We start from the raw sequence: 25,297 nt of genomic DNA on the forward strand, positions 1-25,297 counted from the left end.
AATGTCACTGTTAGAAATCAAGAATCTCAACGTTCGCTTCGGCGACGCCAATGCCGTTCCGGTGGTCGATGGTCTCGACATTACCGTGGAAAAGGGCGAAGTGCTGGCCATCGTTGGCGAGTCGGGTTCCGGCAAGTCCGTGACCATGATGGCGCTGATGGGCCTGATCGAGCATCCGGGGATCGTCACCGCTGACGCCCTGAATTTCGACGGCAAGAACATGCTCGCGCTCAGCAACCGTCAGCGTCGGCAAATCGTCGGCAAAGACCTGGCCATGGTCTTCCAGGACCCGATGACCGCGCTGAACCCGAGCTACACCGTGGGCTTCCAGATCGAAGAAGTGCTGCGCCTGCACCTGAAAATGTCCGGCAAGCAAGCCCGCGCTCGCGCCATCGAACTGCTGGAAAAAGTGGAAATCCCAGGCGCCGCCAGCCGTATGGATGCCTACCCGCATCAACTCTCCGGCGGTATGAGCCAGCGTGTTGCAATCGCCATGGCGATTGCCGGCGAACCGAAACTGCTGATCGCCGACGAACCGACCACCGCGCTCGACGTAACGATTCAGGCGCAGATCATGGACCTGCTGCTGGCCCTGCAGAAAGAGCAGAACATGGGCCTGGTGCTGATTACTCACGACCTCGCGGTCGTGGCCGAAACCGCCCAGCGCGTGTGCGTGATGTACGCCGGCCAAGCGGTTGAAGTCGGTCAGGTGCCACAACTGTTCGACATTCCGGCGCACCCGTACAGCGAAGCGCTGCTCAAGGCCATTCCAGAACACAGCCTGGGTGCTGCGCGCTTGTCGACGCTACCGGGCATCGTTCCCGGTCGTTACGACCGTCCGCAAGGTTGCCTGCTGTCGCCGCGCTGCCCGTACGTGCAAGAAAATTGCCGCACCCAGCGTCCAGCCCTTGACCAGAAAAGCAACAGCCTCGCCCGCTGCTTCTACCCGTTGAACCAGGAGGTGGCGTAATGGCCGTCGTACTTACCGCCCGCAACCTGACCCGTCACTACGAAGTGTCTCGCGGCCTGTTCAAGGGCCATGCGACCGTGCGCGCCCTCAACGGTGTGTCGTTCGAACTGGAAGCCGGCAAGACCCTCGCTGTCGTGGGTGAGTCCGGTTGCGGCAAATCCACCCTGGCCCGTGCCCTGACGTTGATCGAAGAGCCATCCTCCGGCTCATTGAAAATCGCCGGGCAGGAAGTCGCCGGCGCCGACAAGGCTCAGCGCAAGCAACTGCGCAAAGATGTGCAGATGGTGTTCCAGAGCCCGTACGCGTCGTTGAATCCACGGCAGAAAATCGGTGATCAACTGGCTGAACCGCTATTGATCAACACCAACCTTTCCGCCGCCGAACGTCGCGAGAAAGTCCAGGCGATGATGAAGCAGGTGGGCTTGCGTCCCGAGCACTACCAGCGCTATCCGCACATGTTCTCCGGCGGTCAGCGCCAGCGGATCGCCCTGGCCCGCGCGATGATGTTGCAGCCGAAAGTGCTGGTGGCGGACGAACCGACCTCGGCGCTGGACGTGTCGATTCAGGCGCAGGTACTCAACCTGTTCATGGATTTGCAGCAAGAGTTCAACACCGCCTACGTGTTCATCTCCCACAACCTGGCGGTGGTACGCCACGTTGCCGATCACGTGATGGTGATGTACCTCGGCCGTCCGGTGGAAATGGGCCCGAAAGAGGACATCTACACCCGTCCCCTGCACCCATACACCCAGGCGCTGTTGTCGGCGACGCCGACCATTCACCCGGATCCGGACAAGCCGAAAATCAAGATCGTCGGCGAACTGCCAAACCCGTTGAACCCGCCGTCCGGCTGCGCCTTCCACAAGCGTTGCCCGTACGCGACCGAGCGCTGTGCCATCGAAGAACCGCTCCTGCGCCTGCTCGACACACGCCAGGTGGCTTGCCACTACGCCGAGCAGTTCCTGGACGGCGCGGCATAAAACGTGTGCGGGCAGGCTTGCTCGCCCGCACATGAGTTGTGTTGCCTGGATCCTTGAAGCGTTGACCAATCCCTCTACCTCGATTGCGCATCAGTCGAGTGGAGGGGTTACTTTTATCAGTACATCGTTTTCTATTACCGTAAGACAACGGAGCGCTGACAGCATCAAACCAACACCGGCCATACCGGTGCAATCTCGCCGCATGTCATCACGATAAGCTGCGTGAACATTCAGACCAGAGGAGCAAGACATTGGACAAGGAACTTCCAACCGATTTCGATCAGTATGTCGAGACGCTGACGCGTTTGAGCAAGAAAAACGGCCTGACCCTGGGGCGACTCAACCGTCAGGAGCTTGCCGTCATGCTGCTTTACGTCAGCACCGCTCTGACACCTGGCAAACGTTACGACGAACGTGAAGCGACCGCAGCGCTGGATCATTGGAGAACACAGTTCGCGCCGATGCTGCGTAGTGATGTCGTCGAGCTGCGACGCACTTTGATCGACGCCCGCTACTGGGTGCGAGACCCGGACGGTCGTGGTTACCAACTCGAACCAGCCCTGGCAGACAGTGCCTTGTTCATTCGGCTCATCGAAGAACGCATTGAAGCCCGTATTGCCGAACAACTGCTGCTGGCTGCCCGCGACCGCGAAGAGCGAAAGAAAGCAGCGCTGCTTGGCTGACCTGACATTTTTTCAACGGAACGGGGGAATGCCCGAGTGAAATGGGCACTCCTCCCAGGAAAGGAAGCGTTTGTGCTCGCGCCCTATTGCACTCTGATGAACACTGCCTGTTCAGCGCCCTGCCGTTTTCTCCCGGCACTGTCCACAGAGAGATCCGCGGTCCACCGGATGAAATTGGTAAGCACCCGGGAGCTTGCCCCCCCATGTTCGGAGCTTGCCAGCACCAGATGCATATAAAGACCGGTGTCCGAGTAATGGATATCAGGCACCTCACGGGCGAAAACCCTGAGGACAGGCTGACGCATTTCGATGCCCGCGGCACAAAGCCGCGAATTGCGTGAGAGCAGATAGTTTTCGTAACTGTCGAGCAATGGCGATTGAGCAAGCGAGGTCACTGTCCTCTCATAAAGAGCTTCGTCGCTGCATCCCGCCATATCGTCAATCGCAATCAGCTTCGCTCCTTCTTTGGCAACGTACTGCAAAAGAAAACGTCCGCCGCCCAGAACCTTTGACGCATGCTTCAGAAACGGCACGATCCAGGCATTTTCCTGATGAGGGCTGCTGACGATACTCACGGCTGGTTTCAGAGGTGTCTGGGTCTGTTCGCCTGTCTGCACAGACATAGGGCCACTATTATCAGAGTCCAGCCATGCAGCGGCGGCCCGCAGACTCACCTCGGCAACCTTGAAGTGCGCGGCCGACTCCACAGATAGATTGGGCATTGCGACCGGCGGGCTCTGCGTCGGCAGTGCGGCACTGAAATTGAAACGGTCTCTGATCGAATGGGGCAGAGCCGCCTCGTCCCCATGCAACAGTTGATGTTTCACCGCAGCATTGAAGCCATCCAGATAACCGAGAATGTTGCCCTGTTCCATCCCCAGTCGTCGCAGATAAAACAGACTCCACTGCTCAAAACCGAATTGCGGTAGCCATGTCGACTTTTCAGCCGTGAGGAAGAACCGTTCGGTGATGGAGGCAGCCAACTCGCTGTTCATCGTATCGTGAGACCAGTCAAAACCCGACCCTGTGATCCCGTACTTTTCCCGATCATTCCAGATAGGTGTCAGGGGATCGCAGTACCACACCTGAGCACGGAAGGTGTCCGGCGCAAATACCTCAATGAAATCCAGGCTCTCCTGCACCGTCTCAAAGGTTTCCCCTGGAAACCCGATAATGAAGGACGCGTGAGTCGCTATGCCCACAGACCTGAATGAAGTGATGGCCTGCTCATAGTTCTTTCTGCGAGACGTCTTGCGCATCAGCGCGAGCATCTTGTCGGAGGCTGACTCGATTCCGAGAAACACCCCTTCGCACCCTGCCCGGGCCATGAGCTCAATGGTCTCCGGATCACCCTGATCAGAGCGGTAAAACGAATTCCATTTAAAGTTGTATTTGTTGTCGATCATCATCTGCATGATTTCCCGGAACCGCTGCTTGGGCACATTGAATGTGTCATCCAGGAAAGTCAGCGTATCGACGGTGCCGATTGCCTTGATCGCGTCAAGTTCACGTTCTACATCGCTGGTGGACAGATAGCGGTATTTACCGGCCCGCTGAGGAAATCCGCAGAAAGCGCAGGAGTAAGGGCAGGACTTGGCCGTACGCGTTGACAGAAAACGCCCGATACCGCGAGGCTGGAATAGCGTGTAGTTGACGAAGTTTTCTTTCAGTTCGTTGTATTCCGGCTCATCCGTACCGAACACCCAGTCCTCGCCGTCCAGTACCGCCGTGCGACTTAGTCCAGTCACCGAGCGGTTAGCGTTGATCGCCTCAAGCACTTGCCGAAGCGTGTCCTCACCTTCATTGCTGTTGATGTAAATATCGCCGCCAAGGACACTGAGATAGTCACCCAGCATGTCGCGCTCATGGGCCTTGAAAAGACCACTGATATAAGGCCCGCCGATGATGATCTGCACATCGGGTGCATGTGCTCTCACAAAGTCGACGATTTCCTGCACAGGGTGCGGCATGACATAAAGGGTCGTCGTGATGACCACGGTATTGATGACACCGGAAGCCAACTTTTGCGCCAGGACTTCTTTTTCGCTCTGAAAAAGATTCACGTAGTCAAAGGCAATACCGTGCTTTTCGAGATAGGAGCCTAACACCATCACAACGGGCCAAAGAAAATCGGCGTTGTTAAGGTTCAAGTCTGTCAGGCCTTCCATCTTGCGGGTCTTGTTAAGGACGCCCAAAGCATGGCAGCGTGAGCCTTCGTAATTCACAAACGCCAAACGTAAATCGCGCTTTGCCGCAGCTTGCGGCCCAAGTTGATCAAGCATCTGACAGTAATCTTCAAACGAGAAATCGTTGAAGCCGATGATCATGCACTTTTTATTTTGCACCGGTCACTCCTCCCTGAAATGAATGACGAAGGCTCGCTGACCCTGCGAGTGATTACTCAGCCGTTGGAAGCCACCCAACGCCGCGTATCGGGAATGAAGTCTGGGATGTTGGTATAGCCCCCCGTTTCCAGACACCTTTCGACGAACAACTTGCCCACCACGAGATCCAGAACACCCAGCCCGAAAGGTGAAAAAATCAATGGGCGCGAACGATCGATCTGTTCCGGATGGGTCAGAACGCTGGCGAGTGTTCCATTTACAAACGAACGATCACCGTACTTCTGCTCGGCCAGATGAGGTGATGTATTGGCTTTCATGCAGTGTTCAACATCGTCAAATATGTTGAAGGCCTGCCAGATAATGTCGGGACTGATATCACGCAGCGAGACATTCAGAATGATCTGCCCCGGCGCAAAGACATCGCCGCCCGAAACATAGGGTTCACCCGCATTGGTGGCGAAAACAACAATTTCGGCCGAGTTGATTGCGGATTTCACATCTTCGACAAACCGGACGTTCTGGCAACCATCCGCCTGAACATGGCGACAAAGCTCATTGGCCGACCCTGCATCAAGATCGCACACGGTGATCTGCTCGAACGTCCAGCCGTCAGCCTTGAAGAAGTCGAAGATCGCCCGCGAAATAACGCCCGCCCCCACAAATGTGATCTTTACAGGCGCCTTGGGATCAGCCGTCAGAGCCCTGGCCGCGACGACCGCAGAAGCCGCGGTCCGGGCTGCACTGATTTGCGAGGCTTCCAGGCACGCTACCGGATACCCCGTTTCGTAATCATTCAACAACAGCACAGCGGAAGCCCGCTGCAGATTGCGCTCAATGTTCTTTGGATAACTGGCGATCCACTTGATGCCAGAAATGGGTGAGTCGTTGGAAATGGCTGCCGGCAGGGCAATGATCCGATCCGACTGACGATCGGCAAATCGCAGAAAATAGCTGTCGGGATTGTTGGTCAGACCGGCATCGTGTTGCAGATAGGTCGTTTCAACCAGCTTCAGGATATCCCTGCGCAACGAAGGCATTAACGTGGCAATTTGAGAACCGGAAACAATGGTCAAGGGATGGGATGACATTCTACGAACCTTCCATGGAGAGACTTATTTAATAGTGGCGTGGCTGAAAGCGTCGGGTTCACTGGAGCTTTCCCCCTCACTCAGGAGCCTGAATCGCTCTAACGTTTCGTTCAGCAGATGCTTCAGCGTCAGCATGTCTTCAGCGGAAATCCTGTCGGCCTGATACTGCAACTTGACAAACGAATGTTCACTTGAGACAGGAACCCACAAGAACAGGGGCCAGGGCTGATAGTCCGGTAACTGGACCTGGGACACGGCAACGTTTTCCAGATGCCAGCTTTCAAATGGACTTTCAGCGCCGATATGGATGGGTAAGCTTTGCTTGATCTCGGACTCGGCCATCATTTCGCCGATGGACAGACTGACGTTCTCAAAGGTCTCGTAGAGGGAGTCCGCCACATTCAAGATATGAGTCTGCAGCGCCAGCGTTGAGTCGATATGTACCCGCAGTGGAATCCGTGCAGACAAATACGAAACGACTGTTTGTGTGCCTTCCATCCAGCGTGGCGTCACATTGGTCTGGATCAACAGGTCATCCGAGGCGCAAAACCGGGCCAGTGCGATAGACGCAGCAGCGGTGTAAACCACAAAGGGCGTTACATCCAATGCATTGCAAAGCTGATTGATCGCCTTGTGAACCTCTTGCGGGGGAGTGATCACATCGAATGTCGATTTCGCTTGTGCGCTCTCCCCGACGCCCAAGCCTGGAATGGCCGGGATTTTTGCGCCCTTCAGGTAGTCCCGCCAGAACTGCGCTTGTCTTTGACGCTCATCTGGCTCCAAAGGCTGTGCAAGGATTTCGTAGTCGAAGGTCAGGGGAGAAAGCAACGGTTCCCCGGCTCCGGACATCGCTCGATTGTAGGCAGTCGCCAGGTCATCCAGGATCACTTCCAACGACCATGAGTCGACCACGATGTGGTGAATAATCAGTGCCAGCAGATATCGCTCATGATCAATGGGATTCAAGTAAGCCCTGAAGGGTATATCGACTTTCAGATCAAGCGGAACCTGGCACAACGCCTCAATGCTCGCATCAAGCCGAGACATCTCGAACGGTTCGCTCCCCACCTGTAGTACATCGCGTGCAGCGGCTCGAGGAAAGCGTCGCACGCCCTCCGCAGTTTCCCGGAAATTCGACCTTAGCTGCTCGTGACGATTGACCACTGCATCAACCGCACGACTGAACAAGGGGATGTTTACCGCCCCCTCAAGGACAAAGCCAATGCTCACGCAAGCGGTCTCGGGGAGATCGTAAGCGCTCGACGCGTTCCAGTAATATTGTTGATATGGGTTCAGTCCTTTGCCCGCCATCTTTCATTCCCCTATCAGACAAGCCATTTGCGACAAGGTAGGCGCACCAAACACACGTTTCAGAGGAATCTGGATGTTGTGGCGCTTCATGAGCGCGACAAGCCGCATCGCCAAAAGGGAATTCCCGCCGAGTGCAAAAAAATTCGCTTCACGGTCTTCAACCGGTCGGCCCAGAATCTGCGCCCAGATCAGCGCCAGTGTTTCCTCCTGGCGGGTCATTGCGCCCGCAGGTGCGGTACTTTCCTGCCGGGCATCCAATTGGGCCACCAGCGCGGTTCTATCGATCTTGCCCGCCGGATTTCGAGGCAGCTCATCAAGCACAAGGATGCGGGCAGGCATGAAGTAATTGGGAAGGTCACGGGCGATCTTTTCTCTCAGGGCAGATTCAATCGCGACGGCCTCTGTCTCGATTGAAGGCACGACAAAAAGCGCGATTCTCACCCCCGATGCACCAGCGTCGGCGCTGCAGGCATGGCAACTTTGAACAAGCGATGAAGCCATGGCACAAGCTTCAATTTCGGCAAGCTCGACCCGGTTACCGTTTATCTTGACCAGGTCGTCCTTGCGTCCTTCGAACAGGATGTCTCCATCGGCATTGCGCCTGGCGAAATCACCCGTTCGAAAAGCACGCCCGGGCACACCCTCCAGCCCCCCGACAAAACGAGCTTCGCTCAAGTCCGCAAGCCCCAGATAGCCGCGAGCAACACTCCCCCCCGAAATATAGATTTCACCCACTTCCCCGTCGCCAGCTTCCTCCATCTGCTCGTTCAGGATATGCACTGTCACATTGGAGAGTGCCCGACCAATATTGGCCGGCGAGGTCTCGGCGCAACACAATTTCACGGTTGTCGCGACCGTTGCCTCGGAAGGGCCGTAAGCATTGAGCAACCGGGTTTTGCTTGCCCAGTTGGCAATCACTTCCTTGCTGCATCGTTCACCCGCAACCACCAACGTCGACAGGCTGATTGGAAGATCGATCGGCAACAGCGACACCAATGAAGGAGGCAGTGTGACTACGTCAATTTGACGGTGGCACAGCAGGTTCTGAAGACTGTCAAAATCCCGAAGTTCATGATCCGCCACAGCCACCAGGCAACCGCCCGCAAACAGCGTCATCGCGATTTCGGCGATAATCGCGTCAAAGCAGACTGGGGAAAACATCAGTACCCGACTGCCTTTCGAGATTCCGTAGGTCAGCGCATGACGCGCCAGATTCGGAATGCCCCGGTGGGGCACCAGAACCCCTTTGGGTTGCCCGGTCGAGCCGGAGGTAAAGATGATATAGGCAAGATCGTCAGGGGATACTCCGGGCGCTGAGAAGTGCAAAGGTTGCGCAGATCCCAGAACCTTGCCAAGCGTGACCACATCCACACCGGCGAACACGGCGTTAGCCGTCAAAGCATCTGCGTCCGATACCAGAACCCGGACTGGCCTGGCCATTTCAAACTGCACAGACAGCCGAGCGGGGGCGGCATCCAGCTCAAACAGGAAAAAGGTCGCACCACTCTTCATGACCCCCAGCATGGCAACGAGAAGGTCTTTGCCCCGCGGACAGCCCACAGCAACAATTGCGCCGGCACCGATGCCGTTTTGAACCAGGTAAGCCGCAACCTGGTTGCTTTGCGCGTCAATGTCCACATAGCTATAAAGGATTCCGCCACTGTCTATCGCAGGTGCATTCCTGTAGTCATGACTGGATTGGCGCCACAGATCGAGAAAGACCTGCGTCTCGGTAGTACTGTCGGGAGGGAATAGAAGTTCTGACAAGATAGGTTCCTTCCAATCAAAGAGAAGAGCGTCTGGCACAGCCAATACACATCAGCCAACCAGAGCGTGCTGGTACAACTGGCTGCCAAAGTTGGCATCACACCATTTGTCCGAATAGATCGTCTCGAGATAGCGCTCCCCCATATCGGGGCTGATCACGACCACTTCGTCACCCGCTGGAATTTGATTTCGCAAGCGTTTTACTGCGGCCAGCACGGTCCCCGTGGAGCCACCGACAAGCAGGCCATAGTCCAGCGCAATGCTGCGGCACATGCGGATCGTCTCGACTTCGTCGATAAACTCAATATGCTCGATCAAGTCACGGTCGAGAATCTCGGGGCGCCGGCTCGTCCCCAGACCAGGAATCAGCCGTTTCTTTGCCACTTCCTGAAAGTTGATCGAGCCAACGGTATCGACGGCGATCAGTTTCACGCCTGGAGCCTTGTCTCGCAGATAACGCGCACAACCTATGAGGGTTCCGGTCGTACCAGCACCGACAAACAGCCATTTGCAGTTCGGGTGCTGCTGAAGTATTTCGGGCGCGGTGCGGTTGTAATGCGCCAGGGGGTTGGCCGGATTCGCATACTGGTTGGTCCAGAAATATCTCGGGTCCTTACGAATCATTTCCTGAATCAAAGCAATACGCGCCCCGAGGAAACCACCATTGCCGTCACGGGTGTCACAGACAATCACCTCCGCGCCATACGCTTTCATCAGGTTGATGCTGACCTGATTGACATTAGGGTCAGTTACGCAGGTGAACGGATAGCCTCGTTGCGCACAGATTATCGACAGCGCAACACCTAGGTTCCCCGAGCTGGACTCGATGACTTTACGCCCGGGAGAAAGATGCCCCAACCTTTCACTTTCATCGATCAACGAGATGGCTGTCTTGAGCTTTATGGAGCCGGCAGGATTCAATCCTTCGATCTTCAGGTATACCGGCACATCACCAATAAAGTTATCCAGCTTATGAAATTGATTCGCACTGTAAACTTGCATCATGCTCAAGGTTTCCATTTCCAAGAGAGGACAGTTGAGCCAGTTCAAGAACAATCCTTTCTTGAAGATCGGCCATTTGCGCTATGCAGAACTTTTCGCGGTTAAAGTTGAGTTCGATCAAAAAATCTTCTGCCGGAACCAGACCGAGAACCAGAGGAAACTCCGAACGCTCGATCCATTGCAGATTGCTGAGACGGTAGCGATCGCCGGCCGGCAGGTTGTCCTGAAGTTCGAAGTTCTCGATCACCAGAACGGTGTTGAAAAGCTCCTCTTCCTGACCTAATCCCGAGACACTCTTGAAATGGCTCATGGAGACATGTCCTTCGTCCTGAAGAACTGCGTTGCGACGCTGTAACTCCCGAACGCCCGACACAGTCGATGCGCCAGCCACGTCAACCTTGCAAGGCACGATTGAAGTCATCAGACCAATGATGTCTTCAGCTCCATCAAGGTCGGCAGGCCTTCCCGATATTGCCCAGCCGAAAACAGGTGTGTCGTTGCCTGTGTTTTGCGCAAGGATCTGAGCCCACATGCGTTGAAAGACAACGGCAACGGTCACGCCATGGTCCACACAGAACTTCTCGATGGAGCGCGACAGGTCATGACCCAGCGTAAAGCGATAGACACTATGATCTGCGTGTGAGACGGGCTCGTAAGCAACCGGGCTGGTGAAGACACAGGGGCTGATGCCCGACAGATAGTTGCCCCAGAACGGACGGTTTTCTCGCGCCTCCTGATGAGCCAGCCACTCGATGTAGTCGCGATAGACCCGGCCGAATGCCGGGGCTGGCTGATCTCCGCGGATCAGATGATCATAGAGGTCAAAGAGTTCTCTGATGACTCTGGCCACGCACCAGCCATCCAGCAGAATGTGATGGTACGTCCAGATCAGCTTGTGTACATGCGGGCCATGGGACAGCAACGTGAAGCGTGTCAGCGCAGGTGTTTCAAGATCGAATCCGTGGGAGCGGTCGTTTTCCATCACGCGCTCGAACAACATCGGATCATCACCGCCCGCCACGACCGACCAGGTGCATCGTTGCTCTTGCGAAACATACTGCACCGGCCCGGCCACCGCGTCCCAGTAGAATCCGCTACGCAGGACAGGGTGACGTTCAGCCATCAAACGCCATGCGTCCTCCAGCACACTGATGTCGATCTCGCCATTGATGTCCAGGACATATTGCAGGATGTAAGTATCGTCATCGCTCATCAAGTGCTGAAACAGGATTCCCTTTTGTGTCGGGGACAAAGGGTAGATATCCGCGGGTACGGCTCCCGCCTTGTTGATCAGAGCCCGCAGCTCATCGTCGGTCAGATCGGCGTCCGGGTAGTCGGATGGCACGCGCACCAGGGTTGCGCAGGAACAGTGAGCAATGATCTCGCCCAGTGCTGCGCAGTAGCGTGTCGCAATATCCTCCGCCTCCCGTGAAGACAGGATGGCGTCGTCGAAGTACCAGTCGATCTCGAAACGTCCTTGGGCAATGCGCGCTTCAATTTCAAGCGCGTGCTGACGTCCATTACGCGGATCAACCGACACCTGGTCGACAAGACTCAGGATCTGGGCAGATGGCATCGACACATCCGGGTCATCAAATGACACGTTGTCCCATTGCCCCAGATAGTTGAACTGCACCATCGGTTCGGCGTCCGGAATAACCGCGGACACATTGAACAGATAACGCAGCAATCCATAGCCAATACCCCGTTGCGGGATATCCGCCAGCGTACGCTTTGTCTGCTGGATCAAATTGGCCAAGCCACCCTGAGGATCCTGAAGACAGACAGGGAATACTGAAGTAAACCAACCCACCGTACGGGATATATCAACGCCATCCAGGACGTTCTCACGCCCATGCCCTTCGAGGTTGATGGCGATCTCGTTTTTCCCCCGCCAGCCAGAAAAAGCCCGTACCAGCGCTGAAATCAGGATGTCGTTGATGCGAGTGTTATAGGCCGCCGGTACATCACGCACCAACGCGGTGGTCTGGGCAACACTCAACCCCCTGGAGACTATTCTGGCGCGCCTTGACGGTTGCCTGTCCGGGCCAAAAGGCACCGATGCGGGAATCCTGTCGACCACCTTTGACCAGTAAGCCGTCTGCGATAGAACATCGCTCTTGAAGGCGTGCCCATCGCTCGTAAGCTGCTGTGCCCAACTGCGAAACGGTGTGACTTCCGCAGCAATGGTGGTACCTGCACACAAGCGCAGAAAATCCTCGACCAGAACACGCAGGGACACAGCATCCACCACGAGGTGGTGGGCCAGCATCACCAAGAGATCGGCGTCGGTATCCGGGGTACGGAAGAGCACCACGCGAAACAGATTGCCCCCGGCCAGATCCAGGCTTTCCTGGAAGCCGCTCAGCATGTCCCGGATGTCATCCAGTGCTTGATCGATCGGACCGTTCAACTGCACGATCCTGCAGCTCATCTGCCCATCGACAGGCCGAGCAGGAATGGTCTGGGAATAGCCTTCGGCGCCGACTTTGAACTGTGCACTCAGTACCGGATAGTGCTCGAGTATTTTTTTAGTCGCCAGGACCAGGGCATCCGCCGGGACAGGCCGGTGGATCTCGATGGCCGTCCCCAGGCACCAATGGTCCGCATTCACCAGTGACTGTTGCGCGAACCATCGCTGCACAGGCACCAGAGAAGTCGGGCCGATTGGCGGATAGCTTTTTCCGCAGACGGTGCTGTCCAGATACCGCACAGCGAGGGCAATTTCAGAGATTGATCGACTGGCAAAGATGCGATCAAGGTCAATCTCCATGGCGTCCCGTCTCAGGCGCGCGATCAATTGAAGCGCGCTGATCGAATCCCCACCCGAGGAAAAGAAGTTATGGTGCAGCGCCAACGTGTCATCACCCAAGATCTCGCGCGCGACAGCAAGAACAACGGTGTCAAAGGATGAATGCATCGAAGGCAACACTGGCGGATTTTTCGTAATGTCTGTTCCGCTCACGCCCGTCGGCACACCGTTCCAGCTTTGCCACGCTTGCAGCGGGCCATTGGCATCGCAGATGTAGGCCAGCGCGCTCAGGAACTGCTCGGACAACCCGGCTGCTCGCTCTTGGGAGACGCGCTCAGGATCCCAGATGAAATCCACGGTGATAGCATCGCTACTGCTGAGTACCTCGACGGCAAACGGAAACTCGGTGAGGTCCGTCACGTGAGTGAGCTCAACGCTGTTACCGGCGCTTTCAAGCGAAGCCCAATCCGCGAGTGTCTCGACGTTCAGAACCGTATCAAAAGCCTCGTTGGCAAAACGCGAACGGGTGCTGACAAGCGCCTCATTCATCGATACCGATTCGAATCGCAACAACTCGGCAATGCGTCGGCTGACTTCCTGCAGGCTGACATCAGGTCGCTCAGACGGATATAGCGCAACGGGAATCGGCAGCGTATTGGCATACATGCCGAAATCATCCAGCCCGACGCCTGTCTCCGCCCTCCCCGATACGATCATGCCGAACAACTGATGTTGCCCACCGCATACGGCATTCAGCGCCATGGCCCAGGCCGTGGCCGCGACAGCGGAGATCGTGATCCCGGCGCGAACGCAAATACCCCCGATAGCTTGTTCGAGGTCAGCGGGAAGGCGCTTCTGCAGACACGCATGCTGCACCGAAGACAGGGTGGGCTCACCCGAACTGTCGGATACACAGACTGGAAACTCAAAAGGCTCGAGGAGCTCGGCCCAGAGCAATTGGTCTGGCGTCTCCAGGCGAAATTTTTCCTGGCCGGCGATGTAGGTTGAATACACATCGTGCGGAGCAGGCCGTCCTCCGAAAACTTCGGTCATCAGTGGAAAGATCGACGCGCCATCAACAATCAGATGGTGTGCACTCAAGACGAACTGATAATCGGAGCGTCCCAGGTGGAACAGGTGCAATCGATAGAGTGCTGACTGCTCCAGAACGAAACCCGCCTGCTTATCCTCGTGAAGAAACGTTTCCAGAAAAGTTCGTTGCTGCCCGTCGTTCAGGTGCGAAAGATCGGTTCTCATCCACCTCAACGGAGCATTTTCGGCAACTACCCGGACCGGCTGGCTTGACGAGTCGAGAATGAATGCACTGCGCAACAGTTCGTGGCGCTCATGCGCCTTGCGCCAACCCGCTTCGAACGCCACACCATCATCCGGCATCGTCATGCGGAACGAATACTGAAGGATGTAAGTGTTGCGATGCCGCGAGCGTAGGGACTGAACAAAAATCCCCCTTTGAGCGGGTGACATCGGCAAAAAAGATAACGAGTCGTCCGCCAGCGGTTCACGTCCTGGCAGCGACTGGTCTTTTGCGCTTGTGGTGCTCTGCGTATTTGCCACGGCACTTTTTGTGCGGGAGACCTTGAGCAGTCCCAACGTGGTCGGGTTACGAAAAACATCCCCGAGAGTGAAGGCATGCCCCAAGGTCTTTGCCCGCGCAATAAACTGCAAAGCGAGAATGGAATCGGCACCCTGCCTGAAAAAATCATCCGTGGGTTGCAAAGCCGGATTGCGGAGTAGATCACGCCACATCTCAAGAAAATCCTGACCGCCCTTTGCTGTCCCCGCGCCAGCGCCTGGCGTACCGGCAGACAGTGACGTTTCATTGGCGATGGCCGTGAGTTTTTTCTTGTCAATCTTGCCGTTGGGTGTCTCGGGCAGAGACGACTGAATACGAAACTCGGACGGGATCATATGCTCCGGTAAGTGATCACGCAGTTGGAGTCGCAGGCTTTCGAGGTCAGTCTCGGCGCCCTCCTGCTCCACTATGAACGCCGTGAGAAAGGCGCGCGTGTTGGACGTGTTGAGTACGACCGCAGCCTGTTTGATCTGTACAAGCCGCAGGATGCCGAACTCGACCTCACTCAACTCGATACGGTGACCACGTACCTTAACTTGATCATCGGTCCGACCGTGGTAGTGATAAACACCCTCACTGTCACAACTAACCAGATCGCCGGTTTTGTATGCTCGCCGCCCGTCGACAGTGACAAATGCCTTGAGAGTCAGGTCCGGGCGACCGATGTAACCCAGCCCCACCGCAACCCCTTCGACGTAAAGCTCCCCCACTTCACCGACGGGCAGCTCCACCAGATCGGTATCGCGCACGGTCAGGTTAACCCCACGAACAGCGCGACCAATGGGAATGGCCTGATCGGCTGAGGGCATCTCGGTTATGATTTGATGTGTGACATCGTCACTGCACTCGGTCGGGCCATAGGCGTTGATCAAGGGAACATGGGGTTTGGTCGACAACCATCGGCGAGCCAGGGAAACCGGAAGCACTTCGCCCGTGGCGACCAGGCAGGTCAACCGATCAAAACGTGCATTGTCCGCGTCCACGATGATTGCATCGAGAATGGCCAACAGATGGCTGGGCACTACCTGCAAGATATCAATCTCGTCCTGCACGATTCGCGCACCCAGACGATCCAGGTCCAGAAACTCTGATCGAGTCAGGATAGCTGTCCGCCCTGCGCAGATCAGCGGAGCGAGAAATTGCCATACAGAAATATCGAAACTCTGTGGCGCCGTTTGCGCGACATTGGGCGCCTTGTGCATCCCCAGATCATCAACTTTGGCCAGCAGATGATTGACCATGCCCCCATGATGGACCATCGCGCCCTTGGGCATCCCGGTCGAACCCGAGGTGAAGATGACATAAGCGAGGCTATCGTCTGTCAGGGCGCACCGTTCAAAGGTTGTACCGCCCGTCATACCCTCAAACCGCTCCGGCATCACCAACAGACCAACGCCGTCGAACAGCGTCTGCGTGTCATCCTCGGCGATCAACCACTTGCAACCGCATTGCTCGAGCATGTAAGCGCGTCGGTCCCGCGGAAGTGTGCGATCGAGTGGCAGATAGGCAGCCCCGACCTTGAAAAGGCCGATCATCGATACCAGGAACCCCAGCCCACGTTCCAGCCCAATGGCTACGATATCGCCGCGTGCCACCGAGGCCGCATTGAGCTTGCGGGCAAAGCTGTCAGAGATCTGATCAAGTTCGCGATAGCTCAGGCGGTCATGGCCATCGGAGGCTGCGGTGGCGTGGGGAAACCGCCGAACTTGATCGGTGAATAAATCCAGAAAATTTTCCATATCATCCATGTCTTATGGTTTAAATTTCGGTGTTTGTGTCTTTCAGGATCCTTCCCGAAGGTATTTCTTCACCCCCAAATGCCAAAGTAATCGAGACAACAGCGCGAATCCGACAGTCGCCAGCAACGCCCCCAGCAAGGAACCGCCCGTGGTCATCCCCATCGCGGATTGCGCGGGCACTTCCATGATGAAAAAGACAGGCACCACCGTCATGATCACCACCTGAATCCACTCCGGGTAAGCACCGGATGGAAAACGTCCGGTAGTCAGGAACATGAACAGCAGATGAGAAACGTTGCTGGTTTTCTTCGTCCAGAATGCCAGGCTCGCGATGCTGAACCAGACCGCATAGGCCAACGCACAGGCCAGCGTTATGAAAATGCAGAAAGCCCCCAGCGTCTTCGCAGTCAGTTGTCCTTGTGCATAACTGCCGCCAAGCATCAACCCCAATCCCAGCAGCACGCCGAAAACATGCCAAAGACGCAACTGCCCAAAGGCCAGAATGGTTTGGATATCAATTGGCTTTGATAAATAGGTATCGATGGACTTACTGATAATTAACCGTGAGGCGGCCTCACAGTTGGGCAAGACAACCATTTGTACAAAAGATCGAATCAAGATGAACGCGCCGTACAGTACGATTGACTGTTCTTTGTTCCACCCGCCAATTTTGTCGACATTACCAAAAAATATCTCGACCACTACATAGACAGACAAACCAAGAAGAGCTGTACTCAACAGACTTACAAATACCGGAACGCGATCTTTCAAGTTTGCTTTCAGCCTGGCTAACAAGAGCGCTCTAACAGCGCTTACCGTTTTCATTAGCCGAATACCGAATAGCGCTTGATACCCGCAGCCCAAATAAAACGGGCCAACAGGGACAGAGCGGCCACCAGAACAATCTGAAACAATAGCCCGCTCATTAATTGTTCGGCATTCAGCTCACCCATAATGATTCGAATAGGAAAGTTAATAATATAGGGAAACGGTGACCACTCCAGAATCGATTGCATCCACCCGGGATAAAGTGACAACGGCGCCAGAACTCCGCCAAACAAAGTCAGCATATAGGTCAACACCAAATCGAACGCACTTGCCTGATCCGACCAGAATGCCGCAAGCCCGCCAATGAAATAGAGTAAATAGTTGATTGCAAAACCCAGGATAACTCCCAGTAAGGCAGGAAGCAGGTAAGCCATATTCAAATAGGAACCCGCCTCCGAAAAAACGAAGACCCCGGCCACCAGGAAAAATATTGGAATCACTCTGACAAGCGCGGAAGCGAGCTCACTCAAAAAGTAGTAGAGACCAATATTGAATGGTTTTAAAAGAAAGCTTCCGATATCACCCGAGTGAATATCACTCTCGACCTCTTCTGCCGCCGTGCTTGACACTATTTCACCGACCAGGAAAACAAGTGCAAAGTAAGCAGCAAACTTGGCGGGAGTAAAACCATCCAGCGCGGCATCCTTCGCGATACCCATCCAGATAATCATCATAAATAACGGTACTAACGAGGCCAGCACCAGTACGAACAGCTCCGCGCGATGTGCAACTTTACGGCGAATGGCTGTACGGGCAACGCCCGCGACTTTCATTACGAACCGGCTCATGCGACGCACTTCCCGGACGCACCCTCAGCCCGCATAGCGGCTTCTGCCTGTGAGTCCATGAACAGCTTCAGAAGGGCCTCTTCGATAGGCGGATCACTGATGGAAATGTCTAACACAGACTGCTCCGCCAGCACCCGCGAGCAGACGGAAACCACGTCCGACGCCGGGACCATGAGCTCATGCACAAAGCCGTCGCCGGAACGGACCAGCCCGTATTTGCCGAGCGCCGAAGCCATGGCTGCTTCGGACAGTTCCACCGTGATAATGCGGTGATTGGACATACGTTTGCGCAAAGACTCCAGGGTATTGTCAAACGAAACCCTGCCGTCCGACACGACAATGACCCGCTCACATAACGCTTCGATGTCCTGCATGTAATGCGACGTCAGAAGTACGCTTACATTTCTCTCGCGACTGTAGTCTTTAATGAAGGAGCGGACTATTTTCTGGACCCCCACATCAAGCCCGATAGTTGGCTCATCCAGAAATAAAACTTTCGGGTCATGAAGCAACGAGGCAACCAGCTCGCACTTCATCTTCTCGCCAAGGGAGAGCGTACGCACTGGTGCCTTGACCAGCTTGGAGACTTGCAACAATTCATCCAGATAGCCATAGACCTGTTTGAACTGCTCATCGGGGATTTCAAATATCTTCTGATTCAGCCGAAATGTTTCCATTGCCGGCAGATCCCAAATCAATTGCTGACGCTGCCCCATGATCAGCGAAATTGATTTGAGGAATTCTTTATTACGCAGTTGAGGCGTATAGCCCAATACCGATATTTGTCCAGCCGTCGGATAGAGCAAGCCCGAAAGCATTTTCAGGGTAGTTGTTTTCCCCGCACCATTGGGACCAAGAAATCCTACTACTTCACCTTGACCGACGGTAAATGAAACATCGTCAACGGCAGTCTTCTCGGAAGACCGGGGAGAAACAAGATTTGTCAGCCAACCGAAAGCCCCCTCAGAGCGCTCTTTGATTCGGTAAGTCTTCGACAAACTCTTAACACTTATGCAATCCATTGCTTATCAGACCCTGAAAAAAATGAGCTATCCATTGCGCATATCGTCTCAACGTGCGCTTTGATATCACGCACCGCTCTATGCCGTCAAGAAACACCACTGCACATTTAATTTTTCAATTCGCCCCACTGGCTATTCATTGCTATTGCCAGGTGATTTTGAAGGTTTCGCAAGTCTAATTCGCATCAATACGCAATGTACGACTGCTCTCATTATTTGCGACTCACCCCCTAAAACTAGTCGCACGCGCTTTCATTGTCGAGGGCAAAAAGAACGAGAAAAACAGAAGAGGACTGGAACTACGATACAAGGAAAAAAAGCTTACAGGAATTTCTGGCAACGAAGGATTTTGCCAGTGCTGATGGGCCATAAGCCCTTTCATTTGAGTACGTGGTCGTCCCCCTCCTTCGATTGAACCTTAGGCGCGGAAGAAGGGAGACTCTTTACTCTTTACTCTTTACGCCTTACGTCTGACTGTCGCCATCATCCGGATTATCAGTGTCTGGGTCGTCGGTGGTAGAGTCGTCATCCTCCGAGCTACCCGACTCCGATGCGGCGAGCATCAGCTCGCTGTGCACGCCTTGCCCGCTCCAGGCCTGCTCATCATGATTCGTGCACTCCGCCCACGCCGCTGACGTGCCGAGGGATAGCATCACCAAAACCTTCAGCAGCAACACAATGCGTTGAATAATGCTCATAGCCGATTCCATCCTTTCTTGGGTGAAGCATGGGTGCCGGAATGGCGCAGAGAGAAATTTAGCGCGATTCTCCAGATAGGACGCTAACGAAGGTCGGGAAATGCCGTGAGAAGGGAGATTGGTTTCGAATAATGCCTATAACCAGATCAACTAAGTGATGCGGGCTCGCCGAGCCCGGAAGGAAGAACCCTGTTGCGCCCGGACAACCGAGTCGCTTCGGTGCAGCACACAGCCCGGCCAATAAAAAGCCCCGAGACTCGCGCATCGGGGCTTTGGGGTTTGTAACTCAGCGCTTAGTGATGCTCACGCGTCGCACGGAATTTCACGTCCGGCCAGCGTTCTTCCATCAGCGCCAGGTTGACCCGGGTCGGGGCCAGGTAGGTCAGGTGACCGCCGCCGTCGAGGGCGAGGTTTTCCACGGCCTTGTTGGTGAATTCCTCAAGCTTCTTCTTGTCGCCGGACTCGATCCAGCGCGCGGAATACACGGTGATCGGCTCGTAGGAGCACTCGACCTTGTATTCCTCTTTCAAGCGGCTGGCGACCACATCGAACTGCAGCACGCCGACGGCGCCGAGAATGATGTCGTTGCTGCGCTCGGGGAAGAACACCTGGGTGGCGCCTTCTTCGGCCAGTTGCTGCAAGCCCTGGCGCAGTTGCTTGGATTTCAGTGGATCGCGCAGGCGTACGCGGCGGAACAGTTCCGGGGCGAAGTGCGGGATGCCGGTGAAACCCAGGGCTTCGCCTTCGGTGAAGGTGTCGCCGATCTGGATGGTGCCGTGGTTGTGCAGGCCGATGATATCGCCGGCGAACGCTTCTTCCAGTTGCTCACGCTCGGAGGAGAAGAAGGTCAGCGCGTCGCCGATCCGCACGTCCTTGCCGGTGCGCACATGGCGCATCTTCATGCCTTTTTCGTATTTGCCGGAGCAAATGCGCATGAAGGCAATGCGGTCGCGGTGTTTGGGGTCCATGTTCGCCTGGATCTTGAACACGAAACCACTGAACTTCTCTTCCACCGGCTCGACGGTGCGCTCGTTGGCGACACGGGCCAGCGGTTGCGGCGCCCAGTCGACCACAGCGTCGAGCACGTGATCGACACCGAAGTTGCCCAGCGCGGTACCGAAGAACACCGGGGTCAGTTGGCCGTCGAGGAATTCCTGTTGATTGAATTCGTGGCAGGCGCCCTGCACCAGTTCCAGCTGCTCGATGAAACGCTCGTACTCGTCACCCAAATGCGCGCGCGCTTCATCGGAATCGAGCTTCTCGATGATTTTGGTTTCGGTGCGCTCATGACCGTGGCCGGCGGTGTAGACGATGATGTAGTCGTCGGCGAGGTGATAAACACCCTTGAAGTCGCGGTAGCAACCGATCGGCCAGGTGATCGGCGCGGCCTTGATCTTCAGGACCGCTTCGATTTCGTCGAGCAGTTCGATCGGGTCGCGGATGTCACGGTCAAGTTTGTTGATGAAGCTGACGATCGGCGTGTCACGCAGACGGCAGACGTCCATCAGGGCGATGGTCCGTGGTTCTACACCCTTACCGCCGTCGAGGACCATCAATGCCGAGTCCACCGCAGTCAGGGTGCGGTAAGTATCTTCGGAGAAGTCTTCGTGGCCCGGGGTGTCGAGCAGGTTGATCATGTGCTCGCGATACGGGAACTGCATGACCGACGTGGTAATGGAGATACCCCGTTGTTTTTCCATTTCCATCCAGTCGGAGGTGGCATGGCGGTCGGACTTGCGAGATTTCACCGTGCCGGCAACCGCAATCGCCTTGCCCATCAGCAAGAGCTTCTCGGTGATGGTGGTCTTACCGGCATCGGGGTGGGAAATAATGGCGAAAGTGCGGCGTTTCGCGACTTCGGCGGCCTGTTTGGTCATGGGAAATCGCCTGGCGGTGATTCAAAAAAGGGCGGCGAGTATAGCTTAAAAAGTGATCTACGGACCACCACGCACAGGAGCTGCCGATGGCCGTCATCAGCGCGGGCAGCTCCTTCTTGGTGGCTAAATGCTGCTGATTATGGAACCTTTTAAAAGCTGGAGACGTCCACTCCCCTGTTACGACCCATCGTCAGGGGCTGAAAAATCAGCAAGTTAGCCTGACGAGGCTGCGCTTATGGCTCGATTTCATGCGGTTTTATCAGCATGTAGAGCTGCTTCTCGCGAACGTTGTTTTCCCGGCAGCCAGGAATGGCATGCCACACGGGACTGCGTTCGCCGACTGAAAAAAGGAGTCCGCCTGTGGCTATCCGCTATGGCAAAGGGCTGATAGGAGGTGCGGTTGTCGTCGCCCTTCTGGCCCTGCTGGTCCACTGGATTGGCATCAACACCATCGAACAGTACCGCGACGATTTGCTGTTTTACCTGCAAGCTCATCTGATTCTTGTCCTCGCTTCCATGCTGGCCGCCCTCGTTGTGGGCATCCCCGCTGGCATCGTTTTAAGCCGCCCGCCCCTGGTGGGACGCGCCGAACGCTTCATGCAGATCTTCAACATCGGCAACACCGTGCCGCCGCTCGCCGTACTGGCCATCGCCCTGGGCATCCTCGGCATCGGCAGCGGCCCGGCGATCTTCGCTCTGTTCCTGGCTTCGCTGTTGCCGATCGTGCGCAACACCTATGAAGGACTGAAAAACGTCCAGGGCTCGCTCAAGGAAGCCGCCGTCGGCATCGGCATGACCCCGACTCAGGTGCTGTGTCGGGTCGAATTGCCGAATGCCGTGCCAATCATCATCGGTGGCGTTCGCGTGGCGCTGGCGATCAACGTCGGGACCGCGCCGCTGGCGTTCCTGATCGGCGCCAACAGTCTGGGCAGCCTGATTTTCCCCGGTATCGCCCTGAACAATCAGCCGCAACTGCTGCTCGGCGCGGCCTGCACCGCCCTGCTGGCCCTGCTGCTCGACGGTCTGGTGACACTCGCCAGCCGCCTCTGGCTCGAACGCGGCCTGCGCCCGTCTTAAGCCTGCAAAGGAATTCTCATGAAAGCTCTTTTTACAAAAGGCAGTAGCTTTTTACTAGGCTGCGTTCTGCTGTTCGCAGGAATCGCCCAAGCCACTGAAAAACCACTGATCCGCATCGGCGCCCGGGTGTTCACCGAACAAACCCTGCTCGCGGAAATCACCTCCCAATACCTGCGCACCAAGGGTTACGACACCCAGGTGACCGGCGGCCTGGGCAGCAATCTGGCCCGCAGTGCTCACGAAAGCGGCCAACTGGACATGCTCTGGGAATACACCGGCGTCTCGCTGGTGGCTTACAACCATGTCACTGAAAAACTCGACAGCGCGCAGTCCTACGCCCGGGTGAAAGAACTCGACGAGAAAAAAGGCCTGATCTGGCTGACTCCGTCGAAATTCAGCAACACCTACGCCCTGGCCCTGCCGGAAAAAACCGCGAAGGCTTACCCGCAGATCAACACCATCAGCCAGTTGAACGAGGTGTTGCAAGCCGAGGCGAAGACTAATCACCTCGTCGCTTTGGACACCGAATTCGCCAACCGTTCCGACGGTCTGGGCGGCATGGTTGATCTCTATGGCATGAACCTGACCCGCAATAACATTCGCCAGATGGATGCCGGGCTGGTCTACACCGCCCTGCGCAACGGCCAGGTGTTCGCCGGCCTGGTCTACACCACCGACGGTCGCTTGAACGCCTTCAAACTCAAGTTGCTCGACGACGACAAGCATTACTTCCCCGATTACACCGCCGCGCCGGTGGTGCGCCAGGCCTACCTCGATGCCCACCCGAAACTCGCCGAAGAGCTCAAGCCACTGGCCGAACTGTTCGACGACACCACCATGCGCCAGCTCAACGCACGGGTCGATGTCGATCACGAAAGCCCTTCATCCGTTGCCGCCGATTTCCTGCGCCAGCATCCACTGCTGTCTGTTCAATAAGGCAGAGGAGAAAAAGACATGGAATTTCTCAACGCCTTTTCCCATCTCGATTGGCCGCTAGTGCTGCACCTGACTTGGCAGCACATCACCCTGGTTGGCATCGCGGTAACGCTGGCGATTCTGGTCGGCGTGCCGCTGGGCATCTTGATGACCCGCTTCCCGACATTGGCCGGCCCGTTGCAAGCCAGCGCCACGGTTTTGCTGACCGTGCCGTCGATTGCGCTATTCGGCCTGCTGTTGCCGTTCTATTCCAGGTTCGGCCAGGGCCTGGGCCCGATGCCGGCAATCACCGCCGTGTTTCTCTATTCGCTGCTGCCGATCATGCGTAACACCTACCTGGCGCTGACCGGCGTGGAACCCGGCATTCGCGAAGCCGCCCGGGGTATCGGCATGACCTTCGGTCAGCGCCTGCGCATGGTCGAACTGCCGATTGCCGTGCCGGTGATCCTCGCCGGTGTCCGCACCGCCGTAGTAATGAACATCGGCGTGATGACCATCGCCGCCACCATCGGCGCCGGTGGCCTCGGTGTACTCATCCTCGCTTCCATCAGCCGCAGCGACATGTCGATGCTGATCGTCGGCGCGGTGCTGGTCAGTCTCCTGGCCATCTTCGCCGACCTGCTTCTGCAATGGCTGCAACGCACGCTGACCCCAAAAGGACTCTTGAAATGATCGAGCTTCAAAACCTCAGCAAGACCTTCCAAAGCAACGGCAAAGATGTGAAAGCCGTGGACTCGGTGAGTCTGACCGTCAATGAAGGCGAGATCTGCGTGTTCCTCGGGCCATCGGGCTGCGGCAAGAGCACCACGCTGAAAATGATCAACCGGTTGATCAAACCGACTTCGGGCAAGATCCTGATCAACGGCGAAGACACCACCGACCTCGACGAAGTGACCCTGCGCCGCAACATCGGTTATGTGATCCAGCAGATCGGTCTGTTCCCGAACATGACCATCGAGGAAAACATCACCATCGTTCCGCGCCTGCTCGGCTGGGACAAACAGAAATGCCACGACCGCGCCCGCGAGTTGATGAGCATGATCAAGCTTGAACCCAAGCAATACCTGACTCGCTACCCCCGTGAATTGTCCGGCGGCCAACAACAGCGGATCGGTGTGATTCGAGCGCTAGCGGCGGATGCGCCGCTGTTGTTGATGGACGAACCGTTCGGCGCGGTCGACCCGATCAACCGCGAAATGATCCAGAACGAGTTCTTCGAAATGCAACGGGCGCTGAACAAGACCGTGATCATGGTCAGCCATGACATCGACGAAGCCATCAAGCTCGGTGACAAAATCGCGATTTTCCGCGCCGGCAAGCTGTTGCAGATCGACCACCCGGACACCTTGCTCGCGCATCCGGCGGACGATTTTGTCAGCAACTTCGTCGGCCAGGACAGCACGCTCAAACGCTTGCTGCTGGTGAAGGCTGAAGATGCGGCGGACAACGCGCCGTCGGTGAGCCCGGAAACCCCGGTGGCCGAAGCCTTGGAATTGATGGACGAACTGGACCGGCGCTACGTAGTGGTGACCTGTGCCGAGAACAAGGCCTTGGGCTACGTGCGCCGTCGCGACCTGCATCGCCAGACAGGCACCTGCGCGCAATACCTGCGCGAGTTCAACGCCACCGCGGCGTACGACGAGCATTTGCGCATCCTGCTGTCACGCATGTACGAGTTCAACCGCTCGTGGCTGCCGGTAATGGATGCGGAGCGGGTGTTTCTGGGGGAAGTGACTCAGGAATCGATTGCGGAATATTTGAGCTCCGGCAAGTCCCGTGGGGGCAAGACCAGCATTGTTTCACCGGCCGAGACTGCTGTCGCCTGATCTGACCCTGTGGC

General features: G+C 56.1%; 18 protein-coding genes. 7 read left to right on the top strand and 11 right to left on the bottom strand.

Features of this window, described 5'->3' with window-relative positions; genetic code table 11:
- The first annotated feature begins 1 nt into the window (after window position 1).
- From AF70_RS22145 to AF70_RS22155, 3 genes are all read left to right on the top strand, one after another.
- Window positions 2-970, top strand: coding sequence for an ABC transporter ATP-binding protein (locus AF70_RS22145; protein ID WP_028939887.1), 969 nt, complete (start codon window positions 2-4; stop codon window positions 968-970).
- The gene (locus AF70_RS22150; RefSeq protein ID WP_018929514.1) at window positions 970-1,950 is read left to right on the top strand and encodes a peptide ABC transporter ATP-binding protein; all 981 of its coding nucleotides are present in this window, start codon (window positions 970-972) and stop codon (window positions 1,948-1,950) included. The genes AF70_RS22145 and AF70_RS22150 overlap by 1 nt, the downstream gene beginning before the upstream one ends.
- Window positions 1,951-2,201: 251 nt before the next feature.
- Window positions 2,202-2,633, top strand: coding sequence for a DUF2087 domain-containing protein (locus tag AF70_RS22155; RefSeq protein ID WP_028939888.1), 432 nt, complete (start codon window positions 2,202-2,204; stop codon window positions 2,631-2,633).
- Between the two features lie 83 nt (window positions 2,634-2,716).
- Here AF70_RS22155 and AF70_RS22160 read toward each other — a convergent pair whose 3' ends face one another.
- The 11 genes from AF70_RS22160 to AF70_RS22210 all read right to left on the bottom strand — a co-directional run bounded on the left by AF70_RS22160 (window position 2,717) and on the right by AF70_RS22210 (window position 21,444).
- Window positions 2,717-4,978 (bottom strand): PhpK family radical SAM P-methyltransferase, encoded by a 2,262-nt coding sequence (locus AF70_RS22160; protein ID WP_050438301.1) that lies wholly within the window; start codon window positions 4,976-4,978, stop codon window positions 2,717-2,719.
- Between the two features lie 56 nt (window positions 4,979-5,034).
- A complete protein-coding gene (gene sbnB, locus AF70_RS22165) occupies window positions 5,035-6,066 on the bottom strand; it encodes a 2,3-diaminopropionate biosynthesis protein SbnB (protein ID WP_028939889.1) in 1,032 nt (343 codons plus the stop codon).
- Between the two features lie 24 nt (window positions 6,067-6,090).
- On the bottom strand, window positions 6,091-7,377 hold the full coding sequence (locus tag AF70_RS22170) for a condensation domain-containing protein (RefSeq protein ID WP_028939890.1): 1,287 nt from the start codon (window positions 7,375-7,377) through the stop codon (window positions 6,091-6,093).
- Between the two features lie 3 nt (window positions 7,378-7,380).
- Complete coding sequence (locus AF70_RS22175; RefSeq protein WP_028939891.1) at window positions 7,381-9,144, bottom strand: non-ribosomal peptide synthetase; 1,764 nt, start codon at window positions 9,142-9,144, stop codon at window positions 7,381-7,383.
- A 51-nt stretch (window positions 9,145-9,195) separates the two neighbouring features.
- A complete protein-coding gene (gene sbnA / locus AF70_RS22180) occupies window positions 9,196-10,149 on the bottom strand; it encodes a 2,3-diaminopropionate biosynthesis protein SbnA (protein ID WP_028939892.1) in 954 nt (317 codons plus the stop codon).
- Complete coding sequence (locus AF70_RS22185; protein ID WP_028939893.1) at window positions 10,115-16,231, bottom strand: non-ribosomal peptide synthetase; 6,117 nt, start codon at window positions 16,229-16,231, stop codon at window positions 10,115-10,117. The genes sbnA and AF70_RS22185 overlap by 35 nt, the downstream gene beginning before the upstream one ends.
- 42 nt (window positions 16,232-16,273) lie before the next feature.
- A complete protein-coding gene (locus AF70_RS22190; RefSeq protein ID WP_028939894.1) occupies window positions 16,274-17,056 on the bottom strand; it encodes an ABC transporter permease in 783 nt (260 codons plus the stop codon).
- The gene (locus AF70_RS22195; RefSeq protein WP_028939895.1) at window positions 17,056-17,847 is read right to left on the bottom strand and encodes an ABC-2 family transporter protein; all 792 of its coding nucleotides are present in this window, start codon (window positions 17,845-17,847) and stop codon (window positions 17,056-17,058) included. The genes AF70_RS22190 and AF70_RS22195 overlap by 1 nt, the downstream gene beginning before the upstream one ends.
- Window positions 17,844-18,845, bottom strand: coding sequence for an ATP-binding cassette domain-containing protein (locus tag AF70_RS22200; protein WP_231508968.1), 1,002 nt, complete (start codon window positions 18,843-18,845; stop codon window positions 17,844-17,846). The genes AF70_RS22195 and AF70_RS22200 overlap by 4 nt, the downstream gene beginning before the upstream one ends.
- Window positions 18,846-19,333: 488 nt before the next feature.
- Window positions 19,334-19,567: a hypothetical protein gene (locus AF70_RS22205; RefSeq protein ID WP_028939897.1), complete on the bottom strand. Its 234-nt coding sequence runs from the start codon at window positions 19,565-19,567 to the stop codon at window positions 19,334-19,336.
- A gap of 293 nt (window positions 19,568-19,860) precedes the next feature.
- A complete protein-coding gene (locus AF70_RS22210) occupies window positions 19,861-21,444 on the bottom strand; it encodes a peptide chain release factor 3 (RefSeq protein ID WP_028939898.1) in 1,584 nt (527 codons plus the stop codon).
- A 360-nt stretch (window positions 21,445-21,804) separates the two neighbouring features.
- Here AF70_RS22210 and AF70_RS22215 point away from each other — a divergent pair, with 360 nt between their 5' ends.
- From AF70_RS22215 to AF70_RS22230, 4 genes are read left to right on the top strand one after another with little or no spacing between them, the layout of a single operon-like run.
- The gene (locus tag AF70_RS22215) at window positions 21,805-22,521 is read left to right on the top strand and encodes an ABC transporter permease (protein WP_028939899.1); all 717 of its coding nucleotides are present in this window, start codon (window positions 21,805-21,807) and stop codon (window positions 22,519-22,521) included.
- Window positions 22,522-22,539: 18 nt separating this feature from the next.
- Entirely contained in the window at window positions 22,540-23,457 is a 918-nt protein-coding gene (locus AF70_RS22220; protein WP_032831029.1) for a glycine betaine ABC transporter substrate-binding protein, read from the top strand.
- 18 nt (window positions 23,458-23,475) lie between these two features.
- Window positions 23,476-24,129, top strand: a complete 654-nt coding sequence (locus AF70_RS22225; protein WP_018929509.1) for an ABC transporter permease — start codon at window positions 23,476-23,478, stop codon at window positions 24,127-24,129.
- On the top strand, window positions 24,126-25,283 hold the full coding sequence (locus AF70_RS22230; protein ID WP_019582430.1) for a betaine/proline/choline family ABC transporter ATP-binding protein: 1,158 nt from the start codon (window positions 24,126-24,128) through the stop codon (window positions 25,281-25,283). Before AF70_RS22225 ends, AF70_RS22230 begins: the two co-directional genes overlap by 4 nt.
- Window positions 25,284-25,297 lie beyond the last annotated feature (14 nt).

The organism is Pseudomonas sp. KD5, assembly GCF_012932895.1.
GTDB lineage: Bacteria > Pseudomonadota > Gammaproteobacteria > Pseudomonadales > Pseudomonadaceae > Aquipseudomonas.